The organism is Microbacterium sp. MAH-37, assembly GCF_009758255.1.
GTDB lineage: Bacteria > Actinomycetota > Actinomycetes > Actinomycetales > Microbacteriaceae > Microbacterium.
On the sequence record NZ_WSEN01000006.1, the window covers coordinates 161,110 to 187,214 of the forward strand.

Below are 26,105 nucleotides of genomic sequence, written 5' to 3' on the forward strand. Positions count from 1 at the left end.
CGCCGTGCGGGGGACATCGCATGAGCTCTGCAGGGACTGCTCGCACGACGCGCGTACTGCACTGGCTCCGCACGAATGATCGGTGGGCCCATGTGCTGTTGGTGCTCGTCTTCGCGACGCTGATCCTGACAGGGACGACGACGGCGAACATCACGCAGGACTATCTCCAGCACGCGGTCGGCGGACGAGACGGGATCCTCTTCGGCACCCCGCAGGAGATCCGCTGGGACGAGTACCTCTCGGGAAGCCCTCTGTATCTCTCGATCATGGCGACCCACGGGCTTCCGTCGCTCTCGCCGCTGGCCGAGCAGGCCGGGCTGGCGATGCGCTACAGCGAGGGCGGCATCTTCGGCTCGATCGTGTTCTTCGACGGGACTCTGCTGCGTCTTGCCGGCGTCGTGCCCGAGCAGATCCTGTTCAGCCTGCACTGGTGGCTTCCCACGCTCCTCTTACTGTGGTCGATGCCGATCTGGTTCCGTCAGCTCGGATTCAGCAGCCGCTCCGGCTGGCTCGCCGCACTTCTGATCACGGCGTCCCCATCCGTGGCATGGTGGTCCCAGCAGCCCGTCAACATCCTGGGGTTCGCGGTCGCGGGCTGCGCGCTCCTGTTGGCCGGGTTCCGGCGCGTCGCCGACGGCCGCTTCCTCAGTGCGGTTCCCTTCGGTGTGTTCGCTGCGATCCTGCTGGCGAGCATGCCCTCGGCCTACCTGATCTGGGCGCTCATTCTGGGCCTACCGCTCCTTGTCATGAGCGCGGTGCGGATTCTCCTGGATCAGGATGCGTCGCCGCGCAGAAGGTGGGCGTATCTGCTCACAGTGGGAGCGGGAACTCTGGCACTGGCGCTCGGCGCCCTCGCGGATGTGCGGGCGGGCCTGACCGCGATGTCGGGCACGGTCTATCCTGGAGACCGGCGAGCCGCAGCGAGTCCGACCCCCTTTGAAGCGCTGTTCGGCGCTCCCGCCTCACACGCCGCGACCAATGCCGCGATCGCGAAGCCATGGGCCGACGTCGCCGCCATCGGAAACCACAGCGAGCTCGCCATGTCGTGGACGATCTCCTTCGTCGTGCTCGCGCTGATCCTCGTGCGTATCTGGCCCCAGCTCACTCGCACAGCATGGCGGAAGTGGCTGCCGGTCAGCCTCCTCATCGCCTGGGGCGCGATCTGGCTGGCCTGGGCGACCCTGTCGTTCGGCGACTTCAGTGCTCATCTGCCGGTGTTCTCGCAGGTCCCCTCGCTCCGAGCCGCACAGGTGGTCGGTATCCTCGGCGTTCTGGCCGTCTGTCTGATGGTCGCTGAGATCCGTTTCCCGCAGCGGCAGCTGATGTTGACCGCCGTTGTCTCCGGAACCGTGTCCCTGTACGCGGCCTCGCTGCTGCAGCGGTTCGCCGTTCCCGACATGTCCACGCTGTGGGTCTGGGCTGCGGGCGTGGGCACCGCCGCCGTCGCATACATCGTCCTACGGTGGTCACAGCGCGTCTGGGCGATCGCGGTGGTCGCGCTCCTGGCTTTCGTGCAGGTGGCCGGAGCCGGTGTCATCTCAGTCGGCGTCGGGGCGTACCGTGGATCCGCTCCCGCGGACTACATCGCAGCCGCGGCGCCCGGCGTGCGTGCGGACGGCCAGGTCTGGGCCAGCGACTTCCGGGCGATGGACGCCATGATGCTCGCGAACGGCGTGCCTTCACTGACCGGACAGCAGCTGTCCGGTCCGGTGCGGTCGGAGTGGCTGCGTCTCGACCCCTCCGGGAAGGCAGAGGAGGCATGGAACCGTGGCGGCAGCCGCATTCGGGCGACCTGGCGCACCGAGCCGGGGATCGACATCACGAGCAACGGCTACAACGTGGTCACCATCGACGCGAACCCCTGCAGCCTTCATGAGGCCTACCCCGAATTGACCACTCTCCTCTCCAAGCAGCAGCTCGATCTGCCCTGCTTGGAGGAGATAGAAACGCTCCCCTGGAAGGATGTCACCGTGCACGTCTACGAATTCCGGAACGCAGGCTGACATGACCACCGCGCTTCTCGGCTACACCGGGTTCGTCGGGTCGAATCTACTCGACGCCCATGCATTCGACGACCTGTACAACACTTCGAACATCGCGGACATCGCAGGAAAGGAGTACGACCTCGTCGTCACCACGGCGAACAGGGCGGACTCCTTCCGAATCAACACACACGGCGCGGACGATCGCGCCGAGATCGACGCGCTCGTCGACACCGTCCTGACCGCGAAGATCCGCAGACTCGTGCTCATCTCCACGGTCTGCGTCTATCCCGCGGGTGGCGCCCCCGATGAGTCCACCGCCCTGAGCGAGGCCGGACTGACCCCGTATGGCGCGAACCGGCTCCATCAGGAGCGCCGCTTCCAGCATGCCGTGGACACCACGGTCATCCGACTCCCCCAGCTCTACGGGTCGCGGCTCCGGAAGGGCGTCGTCTACGACCTGGCGAACGACTACCGCGTCGAGTACATCCGTCCGCAGACGAGCTACCAGCACTACGACGTGCGCCGCCTGTGGCAGGACATCTCCACAGCGCTCGAGGCCGGGTTACCGGCGCTCAACGTCGCGACTCCTCCGGTATCGAACACGGAGCTGGCGCAGGAGGTGTTCGACCGGGACATCGCTGCGCAGATCCCCAGAGAGCCCGAGTCACCCTTCGCTCAGCTGTACACACGGAACATGACCACTGAGCACGCCGCTGTCTTCGGCGCCGAGGGCGACTACCTGTGCTCCAGGAGGTCCGAGATCGAACAGCTGCGCGCCTTCGTGCGCGATCTGCGACAGAACGAAGGGAATCGCTGATGCACCGCGATCACATCGTGTCCGCCATCGTCACCTGCTCGGGCAAGGGCACGAGGTTCGGCAGCAACAAGCTGCTCGTCGACCTCGACGGCATGACGATCCTCGAGCGCACCGTGCGTGCCATGCTGGTTCCCGCCATCGACGAGCTGATCGTGACGATCAGTGCCGAGAACGAGGAGACGTACCGCAGGATCCTCATCGACGACGCCGGCCTGCCCGTGCGTCTCGTCCTCGGCGGCGAGGAACGTCATCTGAGCGCGATGAACGGCTTGGATGCCACCAAGGGTGACATCGTCCTGGTGCACGACGGGGTACGCCCCTTCGTCACGGAGGACCTCATCATGAGCGTTCTGGACGCCGCGATCGATCACGGGGCGGCAATGATCGGCACGCCGAGCACCGTCCAGGTCAAGCTCGTCAGCGACGAGGGCTTCATCGAGGGCTCTCTCGATCGAGCCCACTCCTGGTTGGGACAGACACCGCAGGGTTTCCGCCGCGAGCTGCTGCAGACGGCATATGAGGCAGCCGTGCGTGACGTCTATCAGCGTGTGAGCGACGATGCAGACCTCGTGCACGAATACACCGGAACCCCGGCCCGCATCCTGCCCGGCCACGTCAACAACATCAAGATCACCACCCCACAGGATCTCGGCACAGCACGGCTGATCGCAGATCATCTCATCGAGGAGACGGATCGCGCATGAGCGCGTCCTCGGCTCTCAAGGTCAGCGTCGTCGTCGCGACCTACCGTTCCGGCGACGGCCTGGAACGGCTCGTCGCCTCCCTGGACGCGCAATCACTGCCTTCAGATGAATGGGAGGTGATCTTCGTGGACGACGGTTCTCCGGACGACACCTGGGAACGTCTCCAGAGCATCCGTTCGACCCGCCCCCACGTGCGCCTCGAACGCATCGAGAACTCGGGATGGCCCAGCCGGCCGAGGAACGTGGGAATCGATCTGGCGGCCGGCGAGTACATCGCTTTCATGGACCATGACGATGAGCTGTACCCCGACGCGCTGCGCGATGCCTACGCCTTCGCGAAGGCCAACGGCGCCGATGTGCTCAATGGCAAGGAGGCGCGCACCTCCGACATCGGCTGGGCGATCGACGTATACCAGGAGGACCTGCCGCAGGTCCTGGACCGCACCGATGCATACCCGCTGTCCCCCACCAACCCGCACAAGCTCTATCGGCGCGAGTTCCTCCTCGAGCATGACATCCGCTTCCGAGAGGGAGGCCGCGTGCTCTGGGAGGACGTGTTCTTCAACGTCCTCGCCGGAAAGCACGCCAAGGTCATCTCCACCCTCGCGCGCACCCCGTACTACCACTGGTGCACGACTGCCGGCAGCGGCTCGACGTCGTTCCTGCGCTCGAACCCCGAGTGGTGGCACTGGCTCGACGAGATGGTCACCTCGATCGACGACGAGTTGAGCGCAGACGGCCTCGAGGCACAGCACCGGAACCTCATGACGCATCAGTACCGCTCGCGTCTCATCGACACCTTCAACAACCGGTACGCAGTCAGGCCGCCTGATGAGAAGCGCATGATCTTCGAGCGCGCCAGGAAGCTCCAGACCGAGCGCTTCCCTGAGTCGTACGACGCATCGCTGAACAACAGTGCTCGCCTTCGCGCACAGCTGCTCCGCAAAGGGCTCCCGCACCTTCTTGAGCGGATGACTCAGGACGATCCGAACATTCCCGGTCGCCCTGTGATCACCCAGGCACGCTGGGATGCGGGTGTCCTCTCACTGACCGCAGGATGTGACTGGGCGGACAACGACGGCCGGCAGCATCGGCTGATCCGTCAGGGCGACCGACTGCTCAAGGACCTGGACCCGCGCTACCTAGAGGTTGTCGACGCAGAACTCCTCGACATGACCGACGAGATCCGCGCAGCGCGCCTCCAGCTGCTCGTGCGCTCTGTCGACACCAAGATCGCATGGACTGTGCCGTCCACGAGCGAGACGTGGATCCGTCCGGGATCCACATCGTGGGGCGTTCGCGGCACAGCCCTCGTCGACCCGTCTATCGCGGCACTCGGTGCCCCCTTGTCTGGCGGGGTCTGGGAGATCGGCGCTCGTTGCACGATGCCCGGCTCGACCCAGCATCGCCTCACTCGTGCGCAGTCCCTCGAGCCTGCGATCCACATCGCCGCAAACGGGCGTCCGAGCGCCGTGTACGCAAAGCCGGACGGGGTCGTGGTCCTGGATCAGGACCAGAAGGCGCGGCCGCTTACTCACCTGGTGCGCGCTGCGACCACGATGACTCGCACCGGAAACCTGTGCCGAGTGGAAGTGTTCGGGCTGCCGACCGGTCATGACGCGACCATCTCCACGCATCTCGACGTGGACCCGCGGAGCCTGCTCACCCGCGCCGCGCGGATTCCGCGCCGGCTGGCGCAGCGCGTCCTGCGCCAGAAGGCCGGGACGCCCCGCCCCTGGCGACCGCTGGATGCAACGATCGTGGTCGAAGCAGGACGCGCGTTCCTCGAGTTCCGGTCGGAGCCGGATCAGGTCCTCGGGATCCGGATCGGCGAGCGCGTGCCCGGTAACGACTCCGAGTTGGTGCTGCGCGGTAGCCGGCTGCGCCGCTCCTCGCGGATCGCGGATCGGATTCTCGGCTGAACCGATCAGGCCCGAAGGGGGTTGTCCTCCTGCAGACGCGCGAACACGAGGTCGTAGAGCTCGCCCACCCTGCGGTTCTCCTCGCGCATCTCCTGCAGCTGTTTCTCCAGCTCAGCGATCTTGATGACGAGATCGGCCGAAGAACCGGCCTCGATCGCATCCAAGTCGAGACTGTTGACCTTCACCAGTGCCGAATAGGCGCCGGGAGCGACCTTCTGGGCGAATCGGCGCAGGTATTCCCTCATGCTGTCTTCCTCTCCCGCGTCATGCGGACCGCGGATCGTCGCCGCCACGTCGGACACGCACGGTCTCGACGCGTCGGAGCTGCCTGGAGTCAAGGCGCCACCGGCGCCGCGTAACGGACAAGTCGAACCCGTATTCCTCGGCTTCCTCTTCCACCCACTCGGTCGGAAGGTGCCAGGTGGACGGCATCGAATGTTGATACCGCTTCGAGAACGTCGTGTCGTTGACGAGCTCGGCATACCCCTGGCCACGCAGCACCAGGTCGAAGAACCGGTAGAGGTTACGACGACCGGTCTTCGGCAGCGCTTGGACGCTGTGATGGGCGAAGATGAACCACTCATCTCCGGTCCCCAGCATCCGTGCTCCGAACGCGAGCAATGAGGCCATGTCGTTCACATTGAGATAGTGGAAGTCGACGAGGCCGGCGGTATCGTTCTTACGCGCGAGACGAAGCGCCTCGTGGCTGTAGTCGACCGCAGTGACCCGGTAACCGCGCCGCGCGATCTCCGCCGACCAGCGCCCGTCACCACAGCCGAGGTCGAGTATCCGCGCGCCCTTCGGCAGCCCCTTCAGGAACGCGTCGATCGAGCCGCGGGCATCAGCGAAACCGCTGGACTCCTCGCGCTCAAGATAAGACTTGTCCCAGAACACCCTGCCGCGGTTGAACACCCCGAACCATCCCTCGAATCGCATCCGCGTCTCTCGAGGAGTGATGAACTTGAAGGTCGGATCAGGAACGCGCCAGCCGCTGCCGTAGGCATAGCTCAGCCACGCCTCGGGGTTCGGCGGACCAGGAAGTTCCACGCCGTCCACCTCGTAGGACTGCACTGGAACCAGGTCGGACGGGACGACCTCGGGGCCGCGGAGTGCGAACGGCTGGCAGTAGAGGCCCTTGTGGAAGAACCCGGTGAAGATGTCGACGTAGTGGTCGGGCTCACCGTCATCGTTGAAGAACTCGATCTCGAGGTGGGCGAGGCTGTGGCGCACCACGGTGTAACCGCGCTTCAGCAGCGCTCGTTCCATTTCGTACGACGCCAGCCCCACGTCCACCGGACTCTCGGAGCGACAGAGGAAGGCCAGGTCGACGTCATCGTCGTGCGGCATGAGCGCGCCGTCGCGGACGATTCCGAGCAATGTGCCCCCGACGATGTATACGTCGTGACCGTCGGCCTGCAGGTCGTCGACGAGGAGTCGCGCGTTCTCGAGCAGCACCCTGCCGATCTCATCCTCGCGCCCTTCGAGCACGGGGCCGAGGCGGTCCCACTTCGTCATCGCCAGCCAGTGACCGCGCGCGTCGACGAGTTCCAGACGGTCGGTGGACCGCCCGAAACGCACATCGAGTGCATCGAGTTCGCGGCCGGAAGCAGAATCCGTGAGCGTGAGCGTGGTGACTCCGGACAACCGCACACGCAGTGCTTCAGGCCATTCCAGGACGATCGCGCCGTTCTCTGCGTAGGGAACCCGCGCAGACCACACCCGATGGCCGTCCATGCGGATGTCCACGACGTCGGCGTCCTCGATCGTGAACGGGTCCAGAACGATGCGTTTCCTGTCGACCTGCATCAGACGCCCAGCAGCTCCACGGCCTCGTCGATTGAGCCGTCAAAGATCTTCTTGCCCCTCTTCAGGACGATACCGCGCTCGCACATCTCCTTGACCATACTCGTGCTGTGGCTGACCACCAGCATCGTCACGCCCTTCGCCGAGAGTTCCTTGATCTTCGCAGTGCACTTCGCGCGGAACGGGGCGTCTCCCACCGAGAGGACCTCGTCCACCAGCAGGATGTCGAGTTCGACATGGATGGCCACGGAGAACGCTAGACGCATGAACATGCCGGAGGAGTAGTGCTTGACTTCCTGATCGATGAACTCGCCGATCTCGGAGAAGGCCACGATCTCATCGAAGCGCGCGTCGATCTCGTCCTTGGACATACCGAGGATCGCTGCGTTGAGATAGACGTTCTCGCGCCCGGAGAGATCCGGGTGGAAGCCGGCGCCGACCTCGATCAGCCCGGCGACCCTCCCCCTGGTGAAGACGCTTCCGTCATCGGGCTCGAGCACGCCGGAGATGAGCTTGAGGGTCGTGGACTTCCCCGACCCGTTCAGCCCCATGACAGCGACGGCCTCGCCCTGCCCGATCTGGAAGCTCACATCATCGAGGGCGCTGAACTTGTCTGCGCGCACCTTCTTGCCACGGATCCAGCCGACGAAGGCCTCCTTGAAGGAGTGGGTGTTGCGCTTGAGGAAGCGCTTGGACACATGGTCGACGACGATCCGCGGGTGGGCGACTTCTTGGGGAATGGAACGCGACATCACAGGTCCTGCGCAAACGATCGTTCGAACCGACGGAAGGTTATCTGGCCGATCACGAGCATTGCTGCACAGATGACCGCTGCGGCGAGCAGTGCCGTGCCGAATCCTGGCATGATGCTGGCGTCGCCGGCTGTCTGCCCGGCCGTCGTGGACCAGAAACCCTGGTGGAACAACTCGACGGCGACCGTCAGCGGGTTCCAGGTGTACAGCGTGAACAGCCCCTCATTGTTGGGCAGTGCGTGCTGCACGAGGATCCACGGATACAGCACCGGCGACGTCCAGGTCGAGAACATCCGAATGAGCTCGACGAAGTTCTGCGCATCGCGGAACCGGACGTTCATCGCCCCGAAGAACAAGCCCAGTCCGAGCGAGAAGATCATGATGATGACGAGGCCCAGGACCACGCCGGCGAGACCGATCAACGTGGGCTGCCATCCGACGAGCAGACACACGAGGATCAGAATCGCCATCTGGGGCAGGAAGTGGATGAACGCGATGATGATCGCCGCGATCGGGAAGAGCTCGCGCGGAAGATAGATCTTCTTGACGAGTGCGCGGTTGTCGACGATCGATGTCGTGGCGTTCCCGAAGGCTTCGTTGAACAGGTTGACGGCCACCACCCCTGCGAACAGGTAGATCGGGAAGTTGTCGATCCCCTTGTTCTGGTTCATGATGACGCCCATCACGAAGTAGTAGATGATGAACTGCGCCGCCGGCTTGACGTACGACCAGACCCACCCCAGGACAGAGTTTCGGTAGCGGGTCGCGGTGCCCTTGCGCACCAGAAGCTGCAGCAGGTAACCGCGCGTGAAGACGTCGAGTACGCCTCTGCCTCGGCCGGGGACCTCGAAATCAGTGAGGTCGATGGGCGTACCAAACGTCAACTCATTCGCCCTTCCGTTCAGGCGCGCGGTATTCGGGACCCGCGATTGCGCCTCGGAAAGTATATCCAATGCCCTCCGCGCAGTCTGGGAACGACGGGAGGTCAGGCCTTGGGGAGGTCAGGCTTTCGGGAGGCTCGCGATCGTGCGGGCGTCGAGCGGGAGGGCCGGCTTCGCCGGATCCGGCTGGACGCGCACCAACTTTCCTCCCGAGGGACTGTACACCTCACCCGTCGGAGCGCTGAACCGCACCGAAGCGAGTGGCGCGCCGGCTCGAAACGAGAGAGTCTTGCACGCGGCATCCGTCAGCTTCACCGGCGCGAATCCGCCGAGTGCCGTCGACGAGATCGGCACCAGCTGACCCCCGGAGCCCACATACGTCGTCGCTCCGCAGGTGACGAAGATGCTCACAGCCGGTCCTCCGATCGGGCGGGAGGCGATGGCTTCCGGTGCCACCACCTGGTACCTCGCCTGGACGCCAAGGTCCGCCGCAACTCCCCAGTTCGGAAGGTGCATCCTGACACTGCCATTGATCATCGTCACCGCGGACTCTCGGGACGAACGGACCAATGCACCTTCACCCGGCACACTGCCCGCAGGAAGCGTCGGGAGGTACGCGGTGGAGACCCGGTGGACGACAACGGGAGCCCCCGCAGCCGCTCGGTTGACGGCGGCCGCGTCAGGAAGCGCGACCCACCCCTTCCCGACAGCGACAGAAGTGCGCACTCCGTCGCCGACGAAGACCGGCGCATCGACGGCGGTTCCCGTGGTCCGCCCCGCGCACACAGCCGCGCTCAGCGACGTGACGGGGGCGCCCCCCGTCCGGCCGGCGGAGACCGCGCGAAGCTTGCCTCCGGCAGCCACGTAAGTCGACCCGCTGCAGGCGGCGAACTGCGTCAGTGAAGGCTTCTTGGTCATACCCGAGACGGCCGAGGAGTCGACGACCACCTCCTTCGTCGGAAGCCCGTACTCGGCGGCCATCGCCCAACTGGGCAGATGGATGAGACTACTGCCGTCCACCAGCCAGACTTCGGGCGTCCCGTTCACCCGGATGAAAGTCGCCGAGGCCGGGTACAGCGAGCCGATCACGACACGTGATTTGTACGCGGTACCCGCGACGAGGACGGTCGGAGCCGTTCCGCCGTTCAGCTCCGTGCGCTGCGCCGCAGAGGGAACCGGCCGGTACTGGCCGCCGCTCAGAACGTAGATCTCCGGCGTCCCCGCGAACTGCACGAAGACCGCCTTGCCCTGGATGGCCGGCCCGGAGAGGTCGAGATGGGCGCAGGTCGTGTCAGTGAGAGCCGTCGCCACGAATCCGGTGGGAACCGGACTGCTCATCCTGCTCAGTTTGCCGCCGGCTGCCGCGTAGTCGATGCCCCCGCACCGCACGAAGGCAGCGAGGGGTGTGGACTTCTTGTATCCCGTCAGGTCGGCGGCTGGAGCAACCGTGCCCACCTGGCCGGGAAGGCCGACCTCTGCGGCCAACGGCCATGACGGCAGATGATGCAGAGCGCCGTCCTCGTCGGGCAACCACACCTCAGAAGCAGTGGACGACTTCACGAAGGTCGCGGGGAGGAAGCGCACACTCGGGTCGATGGATTTTCCGACCATCGCTGCCGCGGGCAGCACCGCGGCGTAGGGTGCAGCGCCGCCGTTCCGTTGCTTGGCGACTTCTGCGTCGTACAGCGGAATGATGCGAGTGCCATCGATCTGATGGACGCGCCCTCCTGCGGACAGCCGCCCGAACAAGGACATCTCGGCGCCTGTCGCGAACTTGTCGAAGTCTTGTCCGGTCAGGACCACGAGGGCCGCACCGCACGCCCCGCCCCAGACGCCAACGAGACCGCACGACACGAACCTGTGCGTCTGCCCATCCTGCAGCATGGCGACTTCACCGGTCGCCGCGTTCTTCACGTAGAGACCGCCGAGAGCACCCTCAGCGAATCGCGCCAGCGTGCTCGAATCGGATGTCACCGGCGTACCGAACACCCGCTTGTACTCCGGGTAGGCCGCGGCCGTCACGTGGTAGCGGTTGGCTCCCGAGAGCAACCAGACGTCGGCCCCCACCTTGACGAGTCCTCTCGCCGCCCCTGCCGGCGTCTGCGTCGACCCGAACCAGTCCGTGAAGTAGTTGTAGAAATTCCTGTTCCCGTATGCCGAGCAGGAGTCTCCGGTGCCGTAGCCTGCGCGCAGCGCTGCGGCGTTGGGCTGATACGGCGTGTAGTAGTACAGCGCCGCCGTGGCCTTGTTGGCGATGTAGACCGGCGACGAGCCGCACGCCGTGTTCGGGTTGTAGAGAATGTTCCAGGTCTTCCCCGGTGCGTACCACGTGAAGTAGCGCCCCTCCATGTAGATCTGCATCTGGCGCGCCGCACCATAGACCTGGTGGAAGAAGCCCACGAACTTCGGGTCGCACGGCGCCGTGTCCGGGCATGCCTGCCCCAGTGCCTTGTCATAACGCCACTGGCTCGGCCAGGTGTGCGTGACCAGTCCCTGCTCCTTCTGAAGCATGACGATCAGCACCTGCGGGTTGATGTTGCACGACTGCGAGACGCGGTAGATGATGCGTGCGGCGCTCTCGTTCGCCGCGCCGGTGTAACCCTTGCAGTACGTGTCAGCAGGACGACTGACGGAAGTGATGCGGAAATCCTTCAGACAGGTGTACCCGCTCTGACAGGTCTTGACCTTGGAATTGAAGAACGACTGGATCTGCGCCTCCGTCATCGTGCTCTCGGAGGTGAAGACCGCGTCGCTGATGATGTTCCCGGCCGAGAAACCGACCAGCGAGGCTTTGGCAGGGCCGTTCACCGGTGTCGCGGAGGCGGTCGTCGCCGGCACGAGCACACTCAACGACAACGCGGTCGCAGCGAGCACTGCGGTGAGGATTCGGCTGATGCGGGGCGATTTCTGCAGACGCCGGGAACGTCGGTACATGTGAACAGTGTGACAGAAGTCACCAGTGTGGCGCGACTGCCTCCTGATTCCGCGGGAGTAGGATTCGGGGGGATTCCCTCACAACTCCGCGTGCAGCGCCCAGACCCGCTCCGCTGAGCTCACCCAGGAGAACGCCTTCGCACGGTCTCCTCCGAGCACCCGCAGCTTCGCCGCCTCGGTTCCGGCAGCCGCCACCGCCGCGTCCGCAAAGTCCTCCAGTGACACCACCAGACCGCCGTCGGCGATCACGTCACGGTGCACCCCGCTGTCGACGGCGACCACGGGAACGCCGAGCAGCATCGCCTCGATGACGCGCCACGGCCAGGCGTCCAGTGCGCTGACCGCCAGCACCACAGATGCCCCCGCGAGCACAGCCGCGCGGTCTTCGACCGCGAGCGCGCCGCGCACGTGCACCCGGCGTTCCGGCAGCCCCGCAGCGGAGGCGATCTCGACGATCGCCGGCTCCGCCCCGTCCGCGGCGTCGAGGACGACCACGTCCAGTCCCGCAGCGATCGCCGCGGTGAAGCCTGCGGCCAGAGAATCGACGCCTCCGACGATGACCGCGTAGCGCTCTGGCAGCAGCAGCGCCGTGCGCCGCGCGGCAGCATCCGCCGGCTCTGCGAAGTCCTCCGGCGCGGCGCCTGCGATCACCCGGATGCGATCGCCGAACGAGCCGAGCTCGGCGAGCCGCCGTGCCATCGCGTGCGAGGGCACGACCACGGCGTCCGCGTGCTTGACAGCTCTGCGCAGCATCCCCCGCTGCCACGCGACCGAGGTCTTCGAGTACTGCTCCGGAGCATCCCACGCGCCCAGATCCCACAACGTGACGATGGTCTGATCGCCGTCGTGCACCCGGTCATGGCGCACCAGGGGCGCCATCAGCGTCGGCGCATGCACGAGGCCGCCGCCGACCCCCGGGGCGAAGCCCAGCGGCCAGGATGCGGCGAGCTCGCGCCGTCCGACGGCCAGAGTGCGCACCTCCTCGACGCCCGCGATGGGCACCTCCGCGCCCGCCGGCGCGATCGCCGCCACCGCGCAGCCGCGCGGTGCGGTCGTCACGAGCCCCGCCGTGAGATCGAGCGAAGCCGCCGCCTGATCCGGGTCCACGACCGTCACCAGCTGGTCCAGGACGACACGCAGCAGCACACTCATGTGCCAAGGCTAATCGGGTGCACCTGGGAACTCGGTTGGACGGGATCCAGAAACCTACGGCGTCGGCGTCTCCGTCGGCGGATGCAGCGTCCGCTGCACCATCTCGTGGATGGCGTCGAAGTCGGGCTCCCGTTCACTGACCCCGCCGTCCGGCGTCAGCTCCACCGTCGTCACCTTCTGCTTCTTCGCCTTCATCACCAGGTCGAAGAACTCCGGCAGCTTGTCCTGCGGCAGATCGGTGTGTGCGAGCGCGGCCCCGGCGTCCACGATCGAGCTGAAGTTCGTGAGCACGTTCTGCGGGGTGAACTGCGCCAGGATCGCCTCCTGCAGCTGCCTCTGGCGCTTCATGCGGTCGAAGTCGCTCGTGGTGTACCGGGAACGCGCGTACCACTGCGCGGTGTCACCATCCATGGTCTGCTCACCCGGCTCGATCCAGCCTGTCGCCCAGTCCTCGGCGGGTTGGTTGCGATACGCGGGCCCGCCGCCCTCCGGCAGCCGCTTCTCCACCTTGATGTGCACGCCGCCGAGCGCGTCGATGAGATCGGCGAAGCCGTTCATGTCGACGAAGACGTAGTACGGGATCTTGATGCCGAGCACGCCCTCGGCGGCGTCCTTTGTAGCTTCGATCCCCGGGTCGGAGCCATGCGCCACGGCGTCCGGATACAGGCTCTCGCCCTTGTCCTTGCGGCACACCTGGACCGCGTTGGTGAGCTGGTTGATGCCGGGTCCCCAGCCGCACTCCGGATCGTCGTGACCCTCGAAGTAGTTGCGATAGTCGTACCCGACGAGCTTCGGATCCCGCATCGGGCTGTCCTCGGCGAACGGCACGTTGGGCATGTCGCGGGGGATGCCGAAGATCGTGACCGCCCCGGTCTCGGCGTTCATCGAGACCACCGAGATGCTGTCGTACCGCATCGAGTCGCGTCCGGTTCCGCTGTCGGCGCCGAGCAGCAGGATGTTGTAGTAGCCGTCGCTCGGCGGCAGGCTCGGTCCGCTGTTGCCGAAGATCGCGGTGAACGCCCCGCGGCTGGACGCCACGGCGGAGGAGGCGTACAGAGCCCCCCAGGCCGCGAGGCAGAGCACCAGCAGCGCCGCGACCGGAGCGGCGAAGCGCGTGAACGGCGGCAGCTTGACCACTCGCAGCAGACGGATCGTGTCGATCGTCAGGACCGCCCAGAGCACGGCGTAGCCGATCACCACCACCTGCGCGATCGTGAGCACGAACCAGTTGCCCCCGAGCGTGATCGCCGCATCGTGCCAGAACAGCGCGAGGCCGATCGTGAGCACGACCAGCACCCAGCCCACCAGCGTCGCGCCCAGGCCGAACCGGCCCAGACGCCGGTTGCCCGCGAGGACCTGCGCGGAGCCCGGCACCAGCACGTTCATCGCCACGAGCCACCACGCCCGTCGTCCCATGAACGCCGGATCGGCGGACTCGGGATTGCGCAGCGGCAGCGTCTCGATGAGCGGACGTCCCGCCACGCTGCGCTGACGGGGCGGGGCGAGGGTCACAGGGAGTCCTTCAGCCGCCGGTTCTTCTCCTCGACCTGCGATTCCAGGTCGCGGGCGTACTTCTCCACCTGGTCGGCGAGCGAGTCATCAGATGTTCCGAGGATGCGCGCGGCGAGGAGTCCCGCATTCTTCGCGCCGCCGATCGAGACCGTCGCGACCGGGATGCCGGCGGGCATCTGCACGATCGAGAGCAGCGAATCCATGCCGTCGAGGTACGCCAGCGGCACCGGAACGCCGATCACGGGCACTGCGGTGACCGAGGCGAGCATGCCGGGCAGGTGCGCCGCTCCCCCGGCCCCGGCGATGATCACCCGGATGCCGCGTCCACGGGCGTCCCGCCCGTAGGAGACCAGCTTGTCCACCGTGCGGTGCGCTGAGACCACCTCGACCTCGTGCGGGATGCCGAAGTCGCTGAGCGCCTGGGACGCGTCGCTCATCACGCGCCAGTCGGAGTCGGATCCCATGACGACGCCGACGACGGGGCGGCTCGAGGAGTGCAGTGGCTCAGTCACCGTTCAAGGCTACGGTTCGCGCCTGTGAGAACGGCGCAACGGCACGCCTACGCCCTTCGTCTCGCTTCGCTCGCCCAGGAACCGTGTCAGGCGAAGTACGCGGCCGCCGCGCGGGCGTCGTAGACCACGTCGTCCAGGTCGTCGCCTGCGACGTTGACGTGGCCCACCTTGCGCCCAGGACGGGATGCCTTCCCGTAGGTGTGGATCTTCGCATCCGGGTGGGCGGCCATCGCTGCGGGGAAGCGCTCGTCGATCGTGACGTCGGCGGGCCCGCCGAGGATGTTCACCATCACCGACCACGGGGCACGCGGGGCGGCATCACCCAGCGGCAGGTCCGCGACCGCACGCAGGTGCTGCTCGAACTGCCCGGTCACCGCGCCGTCCTGGCTCCAGTGCCCGCTGTTGTGCGGGCGCATCGCCAGCTCGTTCACCAGCAGCCGCTCGTCCGTCGTCTGGAACAGCTCGACCGCCAGCATCCCGGTGACTCCGAGGCCGTCGGCGATCTGCCGGCCGATGCCCTCCGCGACCTGCACCAGCCGGTCTGATGCCTCCGGCGCCGGGGCGATCACCTCGGCGCACACGCCGTCGCGCTGCACGGTCTCCACCACGGGGTAGGGCACGACCTCGCCACTGGGGCGCCGGGCCACCTGCTGCGCGAGTTCGCGGCTGAATGAGACCAGCTCCTCGACCAGGAGCGCGTCGAAGTCGCCGAACCAGCCCGCGGCGTCGGCGGCATCCGACACGACCATCACGCCCTTGCCGTCGTATCCACCGCGCGGGGTCTTCACGACGGCGCGGCCGCCGTGGTCGTCCAGGAACGCCTGCAGCTCCGCGGTGTCGTGCACGGCGGCCCAGTCCGGCTGCGGCACGCCGAGCTCGGCGAGCTTCGCGCGCATCACGAGCTTGTCCTGCGCGTACTGCAGGGCGTCGGGGCCAGGGTGCACCGCCACACCGTCGGCGACGAGCGCGCGCAGCACCTCCTGCGGCACGTGCTCGTGGTCGAAGGTGATCACGTCGACGTCCTTCGCGAACGCCCGCACGGTCTCGAGGTCGCGGTAGTCGCCGACGCCGGTGGCCGCCAGCTGCGCCGACATCCCCTCGTCCTCGGCCAGCACCCGCAGATCGAGTCCGAGCTCGACCGCGGGCGCGATCATCATCCGGGCCAGCTGCCCTCCACCGATCACGCCAACACGCACTGCCATCCGCGACTCCTTACGTCGCGTCCATTCTCCCGTATCAGGGAGCCAGTGGCGGCCCCGCGGGCGGCGGCGCCCCGAGACCGGACTGCGCGTCGCGGTGCGCGAGGATCTGGCTGACCTCGATCTGGTCGGCCAGCGTCTCGTGCACGAGGTTCACGCTGGGCACGTTCACCAGGCGCAGCGGCGCGTCGACGCCGTTGCTGAGCGTGATCGTCCCCGCTCCCCACATCCGCTGGATCATTCCACGGTGCACGCCGATCGTGTAGCCCCGGGCGTGGGAGACCTCCCGGCGACGGCGCGACCCGACTCCCTCGCGCACGATCACGCGTCGGTTGGTGATCGTGTAGCTGCGCGAGCGCCACGTCAGATACGGGACGACGACCGCGATCAGGATCAGCGCCGCAGCCGCAGCCAGCAGCATCCAGTCCTGGAACGGCGCGGGCAGGTTGCCGTAGAAGTACGCCGTCGCCCCGAACACCCCGATCAGCACCAGCGCCGACCAGAACAGTCGACGCGCGTGCCCGTGGAATCGCGCGATCAGCAGCTCCTCGACGGGGACACCGGGCGGCGGCATCGTGGGCCGGCCGCCGAGCGTGACGGGCTGGGACATGGCTCCATTGTGCCCAGGGGATGCTGACATCCTCCTGCGCGCCCCGGCGTGTCAGATCGGACGGACGTGCACCACGTCGCCGGCGGAGACCGGATGCTCCGCACCGTCCGCCTCGACCACGAGGCGTCCGTCCGCATCGAGGCGGGTCGCGACGCCGCGCAGCTCGCCTCCTGCGGGCAGCTCGACACGCACCTGCTGCCCGATCGTCAGGCAGCGCGCGGCGACCGCGTCATGCACGCGGGCGGACGCCGGCTCCGCGGCGAGCGCCGCGATCCAGGCATCCAGGCCCGTGACGTAGTCCGCGACCAGCCGGTCGGCGTCCGCGACAGCGCCCAGCGCGGCGAACGACGTCGCCGTTTCCACCGGCAGCTGCGCCGTCGTCATCGCGGTGTTCACGCCCGAGCCCACGATCACGGCATCCGGCGTCGCCTCGGCGAGGATGCCGCAGATCTTGCGGCCGTCGACCAGCACGTCGTTCGGCCATTTGACCCCCACCTCGTGCTCCGGCAGCTGTGCGGCGACGGCGTCCGCCATCGCCAGCCCCGCCACCAGCGGGATCCAGCCGCGTGACGCGGGGGCGGCGGGGAGTTCCCGCAGCAGCACCGAGATCGCGAGGGCGCTGCCCGGCGGCGTCACCCAGGTGCGGTCGAGGCGCCCTCGGCCGGCGGTCTGGTGATCCGTCAGCAGCACAGTCAGATGCGGCGCACCGTCGGCGGAAGCCCGCAGCTGAGCGTTCGTCGAGGGCGACTGGTCGACGACGTCGAGCCTGGCCGCGACGGCGGCGGTGCGAGGGAGGTCCATGTTCACGCCGCCGTGATGACGGCGCCGCGCAGGGCGGCGGAATCGATCACGTGGCCGTCACCGGTCGGGCGCAGCGGCAGGTCATCGACTCCGATCCCGTCGATCATCAGCCCTGCCTCGTCGCCCGCGGTCGTCGAGTCGCGCTTCCGACGGCGCACGTTGATCTCCTTGACGACGCCGGAGAGGCTTCCCTGCTCGCGCTCCAGCACGACGGCACTGCCCTGCGCGATGGATCCCGATGCCACGCGACCGGTGAACACCGGGCCGCGGAACGTGATCACGAAGACGTCGTCGATCTCGAACCGGAACGGGCCGGTGGCCGCAGGATTCGGCTGCGAGACCCTCTCTGCGCGGCGGAACAGCCCCATCAGTCCTCCTCCTCGTCCTTCGTCTCTTCGTCGTCGTCGTCCTCTTCGGACCCGCCCGTGCCGATCTCGGCGGCGTGCCACTCGTCCCACTTCTGCATGAGCTGCTCGATCGCGGCGTGGAACTTCTCGGTGGCGACGCCCTCGGTGGTGTCGCCGAAGTAGTGCTGCACCCACATCCGCAGCTTCTTGATGGCGTCATCGTCCGCGCGGACGCGCTCGACCTCGCCGACGATGTCGGCCGCGCCCTCGACCGTGAGCCACTCGCAGTCCGAGAGGTAGCCCTTGGTGTCGATGGAGGCCCGTTCGTCGGCGGGCCGCGTGATCAGCAGAGGCTTGCCTGCGGCCAGCCGGTCGTAGACCATGGCCGAGATGTCGACGATCGCGACATCCGCCGCGGCCAGCTGCCAGCCCAGCTCGGGCCCGTCGTCGAAGAAGTGCTTCGCGGCGGGATCTGCACTGTTCGCCTCGGCGATCGCGGCGAGGATCCGGCGATGCGCGGCCCCGTACTCGGCGTCCACCACTCCGCTGCGCGGGTGCGGACGGTAGACCACGCGGTGCCTGCCCGTCGCGAGCAGTCCCTTCACCAGCGTCTCGCCATGCGTGGCGATGGAGCCGTAGTGGGCCGAAGGACGGTCGCCCTCCCAGGTCGGCGCGTAGAGAACCACCGTGCGCTCGTCGGGTGTGTACGGCAGCGTGCCGGAGTAGTGGTCGGCCTGCGGGCGGCCGATCTCGATGGTGCGGCGGTCGATGTCGTAGTCCCACAGCGTGCGGCTGAGCCGGTCACGCGCGGCCTGCCCCGCAACCAGCGCGTAGTCGTACGCCTTGTACTGGTTGGTGGTCATGTACATCTTGTCGGACTCGCCGTGGTTGATGAACACGTGCCAGCGGCGCCCGTACCGGAACATCTGGAAGTTGCGGGTGTTCTGGTTGACGTACAGCACCACCCGGATGTCCTGCTTGGCGATGAACCGCTCCAGGTCGCGCACGGTCGGCACGAATGCCACCGGCGGCGCGTCCTCGGCGATCAGCTTCTCGGCGCCGGTCGCGGTGCGCGACAGCACGACGACGGGCCATCGCTCTGCGAGACCCGCGAGCGGCCGGTACCACTGCCGCATCTGATACATGTTCACCGCGCCGTCGGCGAAGTACACGGCGACCTGGAAGTGATGCTCCGGCAGCGGCGGCTGCTCAGCGATCGTGCGACGCACGCTCTGCACGGCCCTGCGCGAGTTGAGGGCCTTCCGCAGCAGGGAATAGGCCTTCTTCGCATCGGACACAACACTCACGCATCCAGAGTACTAAGAGCATCTGTCATGAAAGGATCGGGATGTGCAGGATGACGCGATCACGACGGCCGGGGTCTCCTTCGTGATGCCCGTACTCAACGAGCGCGCCTACCTCGAGCACGCTGTCGCCTCGGTGCTGTCGCAGGACGTGGACGGCCCCACTGAGCTCGTGCTGGCGCTCGGCCCCTCCGGCGACGGCACGACCGAGCTCGCGCATCGCCTCGCGGCATCCGATGACCGCATCCGCGTGGTGGACAACCCCGCGGCCGACATCCCCGTCGGGCTCAATCTGGCCATCCGGGCGAGCCGCTACCCCACGATCATCCGCGTCGACGCGCACTCCGAGCTCTCGCCCGGCTACGCGCATCGAGCGATGCAGACGCTGGAGCGCACCGGCGCGGCCAACGTCGGCGGCGTGATGCGCGCCGAGGGACGCACGCCCTTCCAGAAGGCGGTCGCACGCCTCTACAACTCCCCCGTCGGCCTCGGCGGTGGCGCCTACCACGGCAGCACGCACGAGGGCGAGGCCGAGTCGGCCTACCTCGGCGTCATGCGCCGTTCGGTGCTCGATGAGGTGGGCGGGTTCGACGAGAGCATCCGGCGGGGCGAGGACTGGGAGCTCAACCTGCGCATCCGGCAGGCGGGTCACCTCGTGTGGTTCGATCCGCAGCTCGCAGTGACCTACTGGCCGCGCGAGAGCTGGTGGCGACTGGCCCGGCAGTTCCGGGCGACGGGCGCCTGGCGCGGTGAGCTCGTGCGCCGGTACGGACGCCGCAACGGGCTGCGCTTCTTCGCGCCGCCGGCTCTGGTTGTCCTGATCGCCGTCGCACTCGTGATCGGCATCCTGCAGCTCACCGGTGTCCTGTCCGGCACCGGTTCGCTGCTCGCGTCGATCGTGTACCTGCCTCTGATCGCCTACGCGCTGCTGGTGATCGCGGTGGCCTTCGCACCGGGCCGGCGCGGGTTGCGCGAACGGCTCTGGACGCTGGCGGTGCTCCCCACGATGCACATCGCTTGGGGGCTGGGTTTCGTGGCCGGGCTGTTCCACGGCGCGCACGACACCGTCGACGCCTCACGCCTCGGCGGCCGCAACACCCCGCTCCCCTGACCGCTCGAGGGAAGCCGAGGGCCGGATTACGGCGTCAGCCACCCCTGGTCGAGGATGCGGGAGACGACACGCTCTGCGGCGTGGCCGTCGTCACGCCGATTGAACTGCGCGCGCCAGGCCTCGTAGCGGTCCGCGTATTCCGCCACGGTGTCCGCGGCGAGCGCGGCGACCAGCTCATCCTGCGTGCTCAGCAGCGGCCCCGGTGCGCGCTCCGCGAGGTCGAAGTAGAAGCCGCGCAGCTCTCCGCGATAGTGCTCGAGGTCGGGCACCAGGAAGTACATCGGCTTGCCGGTGACGCTGAAGTCGAACATCACCGAGGAGTAGTCGGTGATCAGGGCATCGGCGACAAGCAGCAGACGCGCGGTCTCCGGATACCCGGTGACGTCGATCACCCGTGCGCCGGTGCGGTCCTGACCGGGCTTGAGTGTGCGGGAGTGCCCGCGCACCAGCACCACGGAATCCGTCTGCCGCGCCAGGAGCTCGGCGTCCACGAAGTCGACCATCTCTGTGCGGTCGTCGCGCCACGTCGGCGCGTACAGCAGCACGCGCTCGTCCTCGCCGATGCCGAGCGCGGCGCGTACAGCGGCCTCGTCGCCGCCGACGAGCACATCGTTGCGCGGGTAGCCCTCGACCCAGATCGGCTTGCCGAAGAAGGCGTAGGCCTTCCGGAGCACCCGCTCGGCGTAGAGGTTCTGTGCGAGCAGCACGTCCCAGCGACGGGACTCCTTGATGACCGCGGCCATGCGCCGGGGATCGAAACCGGGACGGTGCAGCGCGAGTCGCTTCAGCGGCGTGCCGTGCCAGGTCTGCAGCACCCGCTGCCCCGGTTTGCGGGAGAAGCGGCGGCGCAGCCAGTCGTTCACGATCAGCATCCGAGACGCCCCGCGGGCACGCCACCATTCCGGACTGCCTTCGACCACGGGCACTGCCCCCTCAGGCACCTCGACCGACAGGTCGCTGACAGCCCAGTACCTGGTCACTGCCGGCGCCCTCTGTGCCAGCACGCGGTCGATCGCGCGGGGGTTGCAGCCGGCGACCTGGCCGTAGAAGCTCTCGAAGAACACGGCGTTCTCGGTGCCGCCACCCTCAGCCGCGTAGCGCTCCTCGAGCGTCGACTGCCCCTCGCCCGTCTCGTAGACCGGGTCGATCGGCGGCGCGATCGTCACGGCGCCGCCGTCGACGGTGACGCGGAGGATCGGCAGCATCGTGTCGGCGAGGGCGACGCCGCTCAGGTCGGCGCCCTCGATCTCGAGGCGGTACTCTCCCGCCGGCAGCGGCAGTTCCGCACCGCCCCAGCGCGAGGTGCGCAGCGGGAGGGTCGCCTTCCAGGTCTTGCCGCCGCCGGTGATCGTCGCCGTCACGCCGGCACGGGCACCCGAGAGCGACCCTGCCGAGGGGCGCGGGCCGCTGCCGCTGATCACCAGGGTCTCGCGATCCTCATCGATCCGGGCAGTCGTCATCGTGTTCCCTTCGGTGCCGGGATCCCGCGTGCGCGGATGGCCCGGTAGACGCGTGCGGCGTTCCCGCCGTCGCGAAACTCGTGCATCTCTGCGCTGAGCGTAGCCGACCGGAGGGACCGCTTCTCGTACGTGCCCTGGTCGCCGAGTGTCCGGTCGAGATCGTGCAGCAGCCCGTCCCAGCCGGTCGCGGCATCCGGCGCGACGTCCTCATACCGGCCGTAGAACCCGCGGACGCGGGCGTACTCGGCCGCATCCGGCGCCAGGAACAGCACCGGCATGGCGAGCAGTCCCACGTCGTAGGCGAGCGACGAGTAGTCGGTGATCAGCACATCGATGCGCGGGAGCCCCGGCGTCACGTCCGGAAGCAGCTCGGAGCCCAGCATCCGCACCCGGCCGCTCGACCACGGCGGTGCGTACGCCCCCTCGCCCAGCGGGTGGGAGCGGACGAACAGGATCGCGTCGTGCTTCTCGAGCAGAGCGACGATGCGCACCCACTGCGCGGCATCCGGCACCGCAGGATCGGCTTCGCCGTCGCGCCACGTGGGCGCGTAGAGGATTGCGCGCTGCCTGCGCAGCAGGGGGCCGGTCCGCGTGAGCACGGATGTCGCCGCCGCGCGCCGCTCGTCCATCGTGCCGGCGGAGAGCACATCGACGCGCGGCTCGCCCGTGACGACCACGCGGTCGTCGCCGAGGCCGAAGGCCGACTCCAGACGCCCGCGGGAGCGATGGGAGGCGGCCGGCAGCACACGGATGCGCTGCGCTGCGCTGCGATACGCGAGGCCGACCAGTCGTCGCAGGACCGACGCCCCGGGCACCGACGGCACCTGGGTGGTGGCCGGAGAGTCCAGCCCGATGCGTTTGAGCGGGATGCCGTGCCAGAGCTGCACGACGAAAGCGTCAGAGGACGCGTACCGGTTCACATCGCCCAGGCCGTGGGTCACGACGACCACGCCCGCACGCGCCGTCGCCCACCAGCCGCGGATGCCGTCGCGAGGAACCGTCCGGATGCCGAGTTCCGCGGCATCCGCCTTCTCGCGCGCGTTGCGCGTGAGCCAGACGGCACGATGACCCTCTGCAGTGGCGACCCGCCACATCGCCAGCGCACCGTCGCCGATCCCGGCGCCGCAACCGAACACCCAGGTGCGTCCTCTGGGCACGATCAGAGCGCCTATGCGCCCGGCGGCATACAACGGGAGCCGCAGCAGCTTGGCCGCATTCCCGGAACCGAAAGAGAAGGACGCCACCCCGCGAGCCTATCGCGGTGGTGACGTCCCTTTCTGCGGAGCAGGAGAAGACCGGGAACTACGGCTTCAGCGTCCCCAGGGTGACCTCGGCGTCGTACGACTTGCCGTCGCGGACATACGACAGCTTCGCGTCGCTGCCGCCGGCGACCGCGCGGACCTGCGCGGTGAGGTCGGTGGAGTTGGTGATCGGAATGCCGTTGAACTCGGTGACGACGTCGCCCTTCTGCAGGCCGGCCTTCGCGGCCGCCCCGCCGGGCGTGGTCTCGACGATGTACGCACCGGCGACGGTCGAGCCTTCGACGGATGCCGCGTCGCGGACAGAGGCACCGAGCAGACCGTGCGTGGCCGAGCCCTCATCCATGATCTGCTTCGCGACGCGCTGCGCCACATCGGACGGGATCGAGAAGCCGAGGCCGATCGAACCGGACTCGCTCCCGCCCGAGGACGAGCCGCCGGCGGTGGCGATCGCCACGTTGATGCCGATCAGGTCGCCCTTGCTGTCGACCAGCGCACCACCGGAGTTGCCGGGGTTGATCGCCGCGTCGGTCTGGATGACCGCGATCGAGATCGACTCGCTCGCCTGCTGCTGTCCCTGACCGGGGATGTCGAACTGGAACGGGCTGCCGCCCTGACCGTCGCCGTTCTGGTCCTGCTGGCCCTGGTTCTGGTCTCCCGTCTCAGGAGCGGCCGAGGAGGCGATCTGGATGCTGCGGTTCAGCGCGCTCACGATGCCGGTGGTGACCGAGTTCGACAGTCCGAGCGGCGCGCCGACGGCCACAGCCGTGTCGCCGACGTTCAGCTTGGACGAGTCGGCGAAGTCGATCGGCTTCAGCCCCGAGGCGTCCTTGAGCTTGATGACGGCCAGGTCGTAGATCGGGTCGGTCCCCACGACGGTGGCGTCGTAGATCTTGCCGTCCGAGGTGGTGACGCGGATCGTCGGGTCCGAGACCGCTCCGCCCAGTGTGACCACGTGCGTGTTGGTCAGGACGTAGCCGTCCTTGGTGAGCACGACACCGGAACCGCTGCCGCCCTCGTTCCCACCGGAGACGTCGATGGTGACGACCGACGGCAGCACCTTGGTGGCGATGGCCGTGGTCTCGTTGACCGAACCGGGGTTGTTGACCGTGACGGTCTGCGGTCCGGATTCCGCGGACCCCTGGCTCTCGGGAACGGCGGAGCTCCACAGGGCACCGCCGCCGAAGCCGGCGACACCGCCGACAAGGGCGGCCGCGAGAACGAACGCGGCGATCTTGCCGCCCGAACGCTTCGCGGGGGCTGCGGTCTGCGCGCCCTGCAGCGGCTGGACCGGCTGGGTGGGAGCGTCAGCGCCCTGCGGGGGAAGGCCGAAGGCGGCGCCGGTCGCGTAGGCGGCACCGGGCTGCTGCGAAGCCGTTCCCGGGGCGGCGTAGCCCTGGCCGGCGGGTGCCTGCGGCTGCGGGACCGTGCCCTGCGGTGCCGGCGTGTGCGGGGCCGGGAACGCCGGGGTCTGCGCGGCGGGCGCCTGCGTGGCCGAGGGGACCTGCGGGGTCACGGGCTCCTGCGGCGCCGCAGCGGCCGGCGCGGATGCCGGGGTCTGCGAGTCCGAGGAGAAGTTCGCGGGAAGCTGGTGGCCGGCGGGTGCGCCCGCGGCTGCAGCATCCGAATTCTGGGACGGCTGGGGGGCGATCGGTTCGCCCTGGTTGTTCTCGTTCATGATCTGCTCCTTACAACGCTCTTACAGCGTGACGGGCGATGCTGTGCGTTTCGTATGGCGACGATGGAATTCTTCTATGGTCTTAGCCTGTTCTGCATGGATGTCATTCCCGGCGCGTGGCGCCGCACCGCAGCCGGAGCCGGACTTCTCTCGTCCGACGGTCAGGTCGCACCCACCATCTTCGCGGAGATGTCCGCCGCCGCGGTGCGCACCGGGTCGATCAACCTCGGTCAGGGTTTCCCGGACGAGGACGGCCCAGCCGAAGTGCTCGAGGCTGCACGCGAGGCGATTGCCGCCGGCGTCAATCAGTACCCGCCTGGGCGCGGCGCCCCCGACCTGCTGGCGGCGATCAGCGAGCACCAGAAGCGCTTCTACGGCCTGGACGTGGATCCGGGCACCGAGGTCATCGTCACCGCCGGCGCCACGGAGGCGCTGACGGCCACCCTTCTCGCCCTGATCGACTCCCCCGACGACGAGGTCGTCGTCTTCGAGCCCTATTACGACTCGTATGCGGCGGCGGTCGCCCTCGCCGGCGCGCGGCTCCGGACCGTTCCCCTGCGCCTCCCCGACTTCCAGCCCGACCTCGACGAGCTCGCGGACACGGTGAACGATCGCACCCGCATCATCCTCGTGAACGATCCGCACAACCCGACCGGTGCCGTGTTCGGCCCCGAAGTGCTGGCCGAGGTGGTCCGCCTCGCGAACCTGCATGACGCGGTGATCGTCACCGACGAGGTGTACGAGCACCTCGCCTTCGACGCGCGGCACGTGCCCATCGCGACGCTTCCGGGCGCGGCGGAGCGGACCCTGACGATCTCGTCAGCGGGCAAGACCTTCTCCACGACCGGATGGAAGATCGGCTGGGCGCATGGACCGGCGGCGCTGATCACCGCCGTGCTCACCGTGAAGCAGTTCCTCACCTACGTGAACGGCGCGCCGTTCCAGCCGGCGGTCGCGCTCGGGCTGCGCCTTCCCGACTCGTACTTCGCGGACGCGGCAGCTCTGCTGCTGCGCAAGCACGAGCTGCTCGGCGGGGCGCTGCGCGCCGCCGGTTTCGAGGTGCACCGTCCTCGGGGCGGGTACTTCACGGTGGCGGGCGCCACGGCGCTGGGCGGTGCGGATTCCGCAGCATTCTGCCGCGCCCTGCCGGAGCGCGCCGGCGTCGTCGCGATCCCGCTCAGCGCCTTCGTCTCGGCGGGCAGGCAGCCGGCCTATGCCGGCCTGGTGCGTTTCGCCGCGTGCAAGCGCATCGAGGTGCTCGAGGAGGCGGCACGCCGCCTCGCGGCGCTCACTCTCTCCGGTCGTTGAGCGCCCTTCGTCTCGTCGCTGCGCTCCTCGCTCAGGATCCGCGGAGCGAGACGA

At 68.1% G+C, this 26,105-nt stretch carries 22 protein-coding genes; 6 read left to right on the top strand and 16 right to left on the bottom strand.

The features are described from left to right. The first annotated feature begins 20 nt into the window (after positions 1-20). The 4 genes from GON06_RS06615 to GON06_RS06630 are packed head-to-tail and all read left to right on the top strand — an operon-like array spanning position 21 to position 5,428. Positions 21-2,003 (top strand): DUF7657 domain-containing protein, encoded by a 1,983-nt coding sequence (locus GON06_RS06615; RefSeq protein WP_157311525.1) that lies wholly within the window; start codon positions 21-23, stop codon positions 2,001-2,003. A 1-nt stretch (position 2,004) separates the two neighbouring features. Further along, complete coding sequence (locus GON06_RS06620) at positions 2,005-2,802, top strand: NAD-dependent epimerase/dehydratase family protein (protein WP_157311526.1); 798 nt, start codon at positions 2,005-2,007, stop codon at positions 2,800-2,802. Beyond that, positions 2,802-3,506 (top strand): IspD/TarI family cytidylyltransferase, encoded by a 705-nt coding sequence (locus GON06_RS06625; RefSeq protein WP_157311527.1) that lies wholly within the window; start codon positions 2,802-2,804, stop codon positions 3,504-3,506. Before GON06_RS06620 ends, GON06_RS06625 begins: the two co-directional genes overlap by 1 nt. Beyond that, entirely contained in the window at positions 3,503-5,428 is a 1,926-nt protein-coding gene (locus GON06_RS06630) for a glycosyltransferase family 2 protein (protein ID WP_157311528.1), read from the top strand. Before GON06_RS06625 ends, GON06_RS06630 begins: the two co-directional genes overlap by 4 nt. A 5-nt stretch (positions 5,429-5,433) precedes the next feature. On the opposite strand, the gene GON06_RS06635 is transcribed toward GON06_RS06630, so the two are convergent. The 13 genes from GON06_RS06635 to GON06_RS06695 form a co-directional block, all read right to left on the bottom strand. Next, complete coding sequence (locus tag GON06_RS06635; RefSeq protein ID WP_157311529.1) at positions 5,434-5,673, bottom strand: DUF6752 domain-containing protein; 240 nt, start codon at positions 5,671-5,673, stop codon at positions 5,434-5,436. A 19-nt stretch (positions 5,674-5,692) separates the two neighbouring features. After that, complete coding sequence (locus GON06_RS06640; RefSeq protein WP_157311530.1) at positions 5,693-7,234, bottom strand: class I SAM-dependent methyltransferase; 1,542 nt, start codon at positions 7,232-7,234, stop codon at positions 5,693-5,695. Next, positions 7,234-7,983 carry an ABC transporter ATP-binding protein gene (locus tag GON06_RS06645; protein ID WP_157311531.1) on the bottom strand — a complete coding sequence of 250 codons (750 nt, stop codon included), beginning with the start codon at positions 7,981-7,983 and terminating at the stop codon, positions 7,234-7,236. Before GON06_RS06645 ends, GON06_RS06640 begins: the two co-directional genes overlap by 1 nt. Beyond that, complete coding sequence (locus tag GON06_RS06650; protein WP_157311532.1) at positions 7,983-8,867, bottom strand: ABC transporter permease; 885 nt, start codon at positions 8,865-8,867, stop codon at positions 7,983-7,985. Before GON06_RS06650 ends, GON06_RS06645 begins: the two co-directional genes overlap by 1 nt. A 117-nt stretch (positions 8,868-8,984) precedes the next feature. Continuing rightward, on the bottom strand, positions 8,985-11,798 hold the full coding sequence (locus GON06_RS18500; protein ID WP_198346634.1) for a hypothetical protein: 2,814 nt from the start codon (positions 11,796-11,798) through the stop codon (positions 8,985-8,987). 78 nt (positions 11,799-11,876) lie between these two features. Next, on the bottom strand, positions 11,877-12,950 hold the full coding sequence (locus GON06_RS06660; protein WP_157311533.1) for a glycosyltransferase: 1,074 nt from the start codon (positions 12,948-12,950) through the stop codon (positions 11,877-11,879). A gap of 54 nt (positions 12,951-13,004) precedes the next feature. Continuing rightward, a complete protein-coding gene (locus GON06_RS06665) occupies positions 13,005-14,462 on the bottom strand; it encodes an LCP family protein (protein ID WP_332837226.1) in 1,458 nt (485 codons plus the stop codon). After that, positions 14,459-14,926: a 5-(carboxyamino)imidazole ribonucleotide mutase gene (purE, locus tag GON06_RS06670; protein ID WP_157311782.1), complete on the bottom strand. Its 468-nt coding sequence runs from the start codon at positions 14,924-14,926 to the stop codon at positions 14,459-14,461. Before purE ends, GON06_RS06665 begins: the two co-directional genes overlap by 4 nt. A gap of 134 nt (positions 14,927-15,060) precedes the next feature. Continuing rightward, a complete protein-coding gene (locus tag GON06_RS06675) occupies positions 15,061-16,176 on the bottom strand; it encodes a 5-(carboxyamino)imidazole ribonucleotide synthase (protein WP_157311534.1) in 1,116 nt (371 codons plus the stop codon). Positions 16,177-16,210: 34 nt separating this feature from the next. Beyond that, positions 16,211-16,783: a PH domain-containing protein gene (locus tag GON06_RS06680; RefSeq protein ID WP_157311535.1), complete on the bottom strand. Its 573-nt coding sequence runs from the start codon at positions 16,781-16,783 to the stop codon at positions 16,211-16,213. A 51-nt stretch (positions 16,784-16,834) separates the two neighbouring features. After that, positions 16,835-17,584, bottom strand: a complete 750-nt coding sequence (locus tag GON06_RS06685; protein ID WP_157311536.1) for a biotin--[acetyl-CoA-carboxylase] ligase — start codon at positions 17,582-17,584, stop codon at positions 16,835-16,837. A gap of 2 nt (positions 17,585-17,586) precedes the next feature. Beyond that, entirely contained in the window at positions 17,587-17,952 is a 366-nt protein-coding gene (locus GON06_RS06690; protein WP_157311537.1) for an elongation factor Tu, read from the bottom strand. Then, positions 17,952-19,238 (bottom strand): CDP-glycerol glycerophosphotransferase family protein, encoded by a 1,287-nt coding sequence (locus GON06_RS06695; protein WP_332837227.1) that lies wholly within the window; start codon positions 19,236-19,238, stop codon positions 17,952-17,954. Before GON06_RS06695 ends, GON06_RS06690 begins: the two co-directional genes overlap by 1 nt. Before the next feature lie 85 nt (positions 19,239-19,323). On the opposite strand from GON06_RS06695, the gene GON06_RS06700 reads away from it, so the two are divergent. Continuing rightward, the gene (locus tag GON06_RS06700; protein WP_157311784.1) at positions 19,324-20,346 is read left to right on the top strand and encodes a glycosyltransferase family 2 protein; all 1,023 of its coding nucleotides are present in this window, start codon (positions 19,324-19,326) and stop codon (positions 20,344-20,346) included. Between the two features lie 26 nt (positions 20,347-20,372). On the opposite strand, the gene GON06_RS06705 is transcribed toward GON06_RS06700, so the two are convergent. From GON06_RS06705 to GON06_RS06715, 3 genes are read right to left on the bottom strand one after another with little or no spacing between them, the layout of a single operon-like run. Beyond that, on the bottom strand, positions 20,373-21,806 hold the full coding sequence (locus GON06_RS06705) for a CDP-glycerol glycerophosphotransferase family protein (protein ID WP_157311538.1): 1,434 nt from the start codon (positions 21,804-21,806) through the stop codon (positions 20,373-20,375). After that, the gene (locus tag GON06_RS06710; protein WP_332837228.1) at positions 21,803-23,050 is read right to left on the bottom strand and encodes a CDP-glycerol glycerophosphotransferase family protein; all 1,248 of its coding nucleotides are present in this window, start codon (positions 23,048-23,050) and stop codon (positions 21,803-21,805) included. Before GON06_RS06710 ends, GON06_RS06705 begins: the two co-directional genes overlap by 4 nt. A gap of 58 nt (positions 23,051-23,108) precedes the next feature. Continuing rightward, a complete protein-coding gene (locus GON06_RS06715) occupies positions 23,109-24,743 on the bottom strand; it encodes a trypsin-like peptidase domain-containing protein (RefSeq protein ID WP_157311539.1) in 1,635 nt (544 codons plus the stop codon). Positions 24,744-24,839: 96 nt separating this feature from the next. Between GON06_RS06715 and GON06_RS06720 the strand changes: the two genes are divergently transcribed. Further along, positions 24,840-26,051: an aminotransferase class I/II-fold pyridoxal phosphate-dependent enzyme gene (locus GON06_RS06720; RefSeq protein ID WP_157311540.1), complete on the top strand. Its 1,212-nt coding sequence runs from the start codon at positions 24,840-24,842 to the stop codon at positions 26,049-26,051. Positions 26,052-26,105 lie beyond the last annotated feature (54 nt).

Bases quoted from the DNA above. Each gene is read 5' to 3' on its own strand.
- GON06_RS06675 (WP_157311534.1), bottom strand. From the start codon at position 16,176: ATGGCAGTGCGTGTTGGCGTGATCGGTGGAGGGCAGCTGGCCCGGATG.
- GON06_RS06640 (WP_157311530.1), bottom strand. From the start codon at position 7,234: ATGCAGGTCGACAGGAAACGCATCGTTCTGGACCCGTTCACGATCGAG.
- GON06_RS06615 (WP_157311525.1), top strand. From the start codon at position 21: ATGAGCTCTGCAGGGACTGCTCGCACGACGCGCGTACTGCACTGGCTC.
- GON06_RS06700 (WP_157311784.1), top strand. From the start codon at position 19,324: ATGCCCGTACTCAACGAGCGCGCCTACCTCGAGCACGCTGTCGCCTCG.
- GON06_RS06705 (WP_157311538.1), bottom strand. From the start codon at position 21,806: ATGACGACTGCCCGGATCGATGAGGATCGCGAGACCCTGGTGATCAGC.
- GON06_RS06645 (WP_157311531.1), bottom strand. From the start codon at position 7,983: ATGTCGCGTTCCATTCCCCAAGAAGTCGCCCACCCGCGGATCGTCGTC.
- GON06_RS06690 (WP_157311537.1), bottom strand. From the start codon at position 17,952: ATGGGGCTGTTCCGCCGCGCAGAGAGGGTCTCGCAGCCGAATCCTGCG.
- GON06_RS06635 (WP_157311529.1), bottom strand. From the start codon at position 5,673: ATGAGGGAATACCTGCGCCGATTCGCCCAGAAGGTCGCTCCCGGCGCC.
- purE (WP_157311782.1), bottom strand. From the start codon at position 14,926: ATGGGATCCGACTCCGACTGGCGCGTGATGAGCGACGCGTCCCAGGCG.
- GON06_RS18500 (WP_198346634.1), bottom strand. From the start codon at position 11,798: ATGTACCGACGTTCCCGGCGTCTGCAGAAATCGCCCCGCATCAGCCGA.
- GON06_RS06680 (WP_157311535.1), bottom strand. From the start codon at position 16,783: ATGTCCCAGCCCGTCACGCTCGGCGGCCGGCCCACGATGCCGCCGCCC.
- GON06_RS06630 (WP_157311528.1), top strand. From the start codon at position 3,503: ATGAGCGCGTCCTCGGCTCTCAAGGTCAGCGTCGTCGTCGCGACCTAC.
- GON06_RS06625 (WP_157311527.1), top strand. From the start codon at position 2,802: ATGCACCGCGATCACATCGTGTCCGCCATCGTCACCTGCTCGGGCAAG.
- GON06_RS06660 (WP_157311533.1), bottom strand. From the start codon at position 12,950: ATGAGTGTGCTGCTGCGTGTCGTCCTGGACCAGCTGGTGACGGTCGTG.
- GON06_RS06620 (WP_157311526.1), top strand. From the start codon at position 2,005: ATGACCACCGCGCTTCTCGGCTACACCGGGTTCGTCGGGTCGAATCTA.
- GON06_RS06720 (WP_157311540.1), top strand. From the start codon at position 24,840: ATGGATGTCATTCCCGGCGCGTGGCGCCGCACCGCAGCCGGAGCCGGA.
- GON06_RS06685 (WP_157311536.1), bottom strand. From the start codon at position 17,584: ATGGACCTCCCTCGCACCGCCGCCGTCGCGGCCAGGCTCGACGTCGTC.
- GON06_RS06715 (WP_157311539.1), bottom strand. From the start codon at position 24,743: ATGAACGAGAACAACCAGGGCGAACCGATCGCCCCCCAGCCGTCCCAG.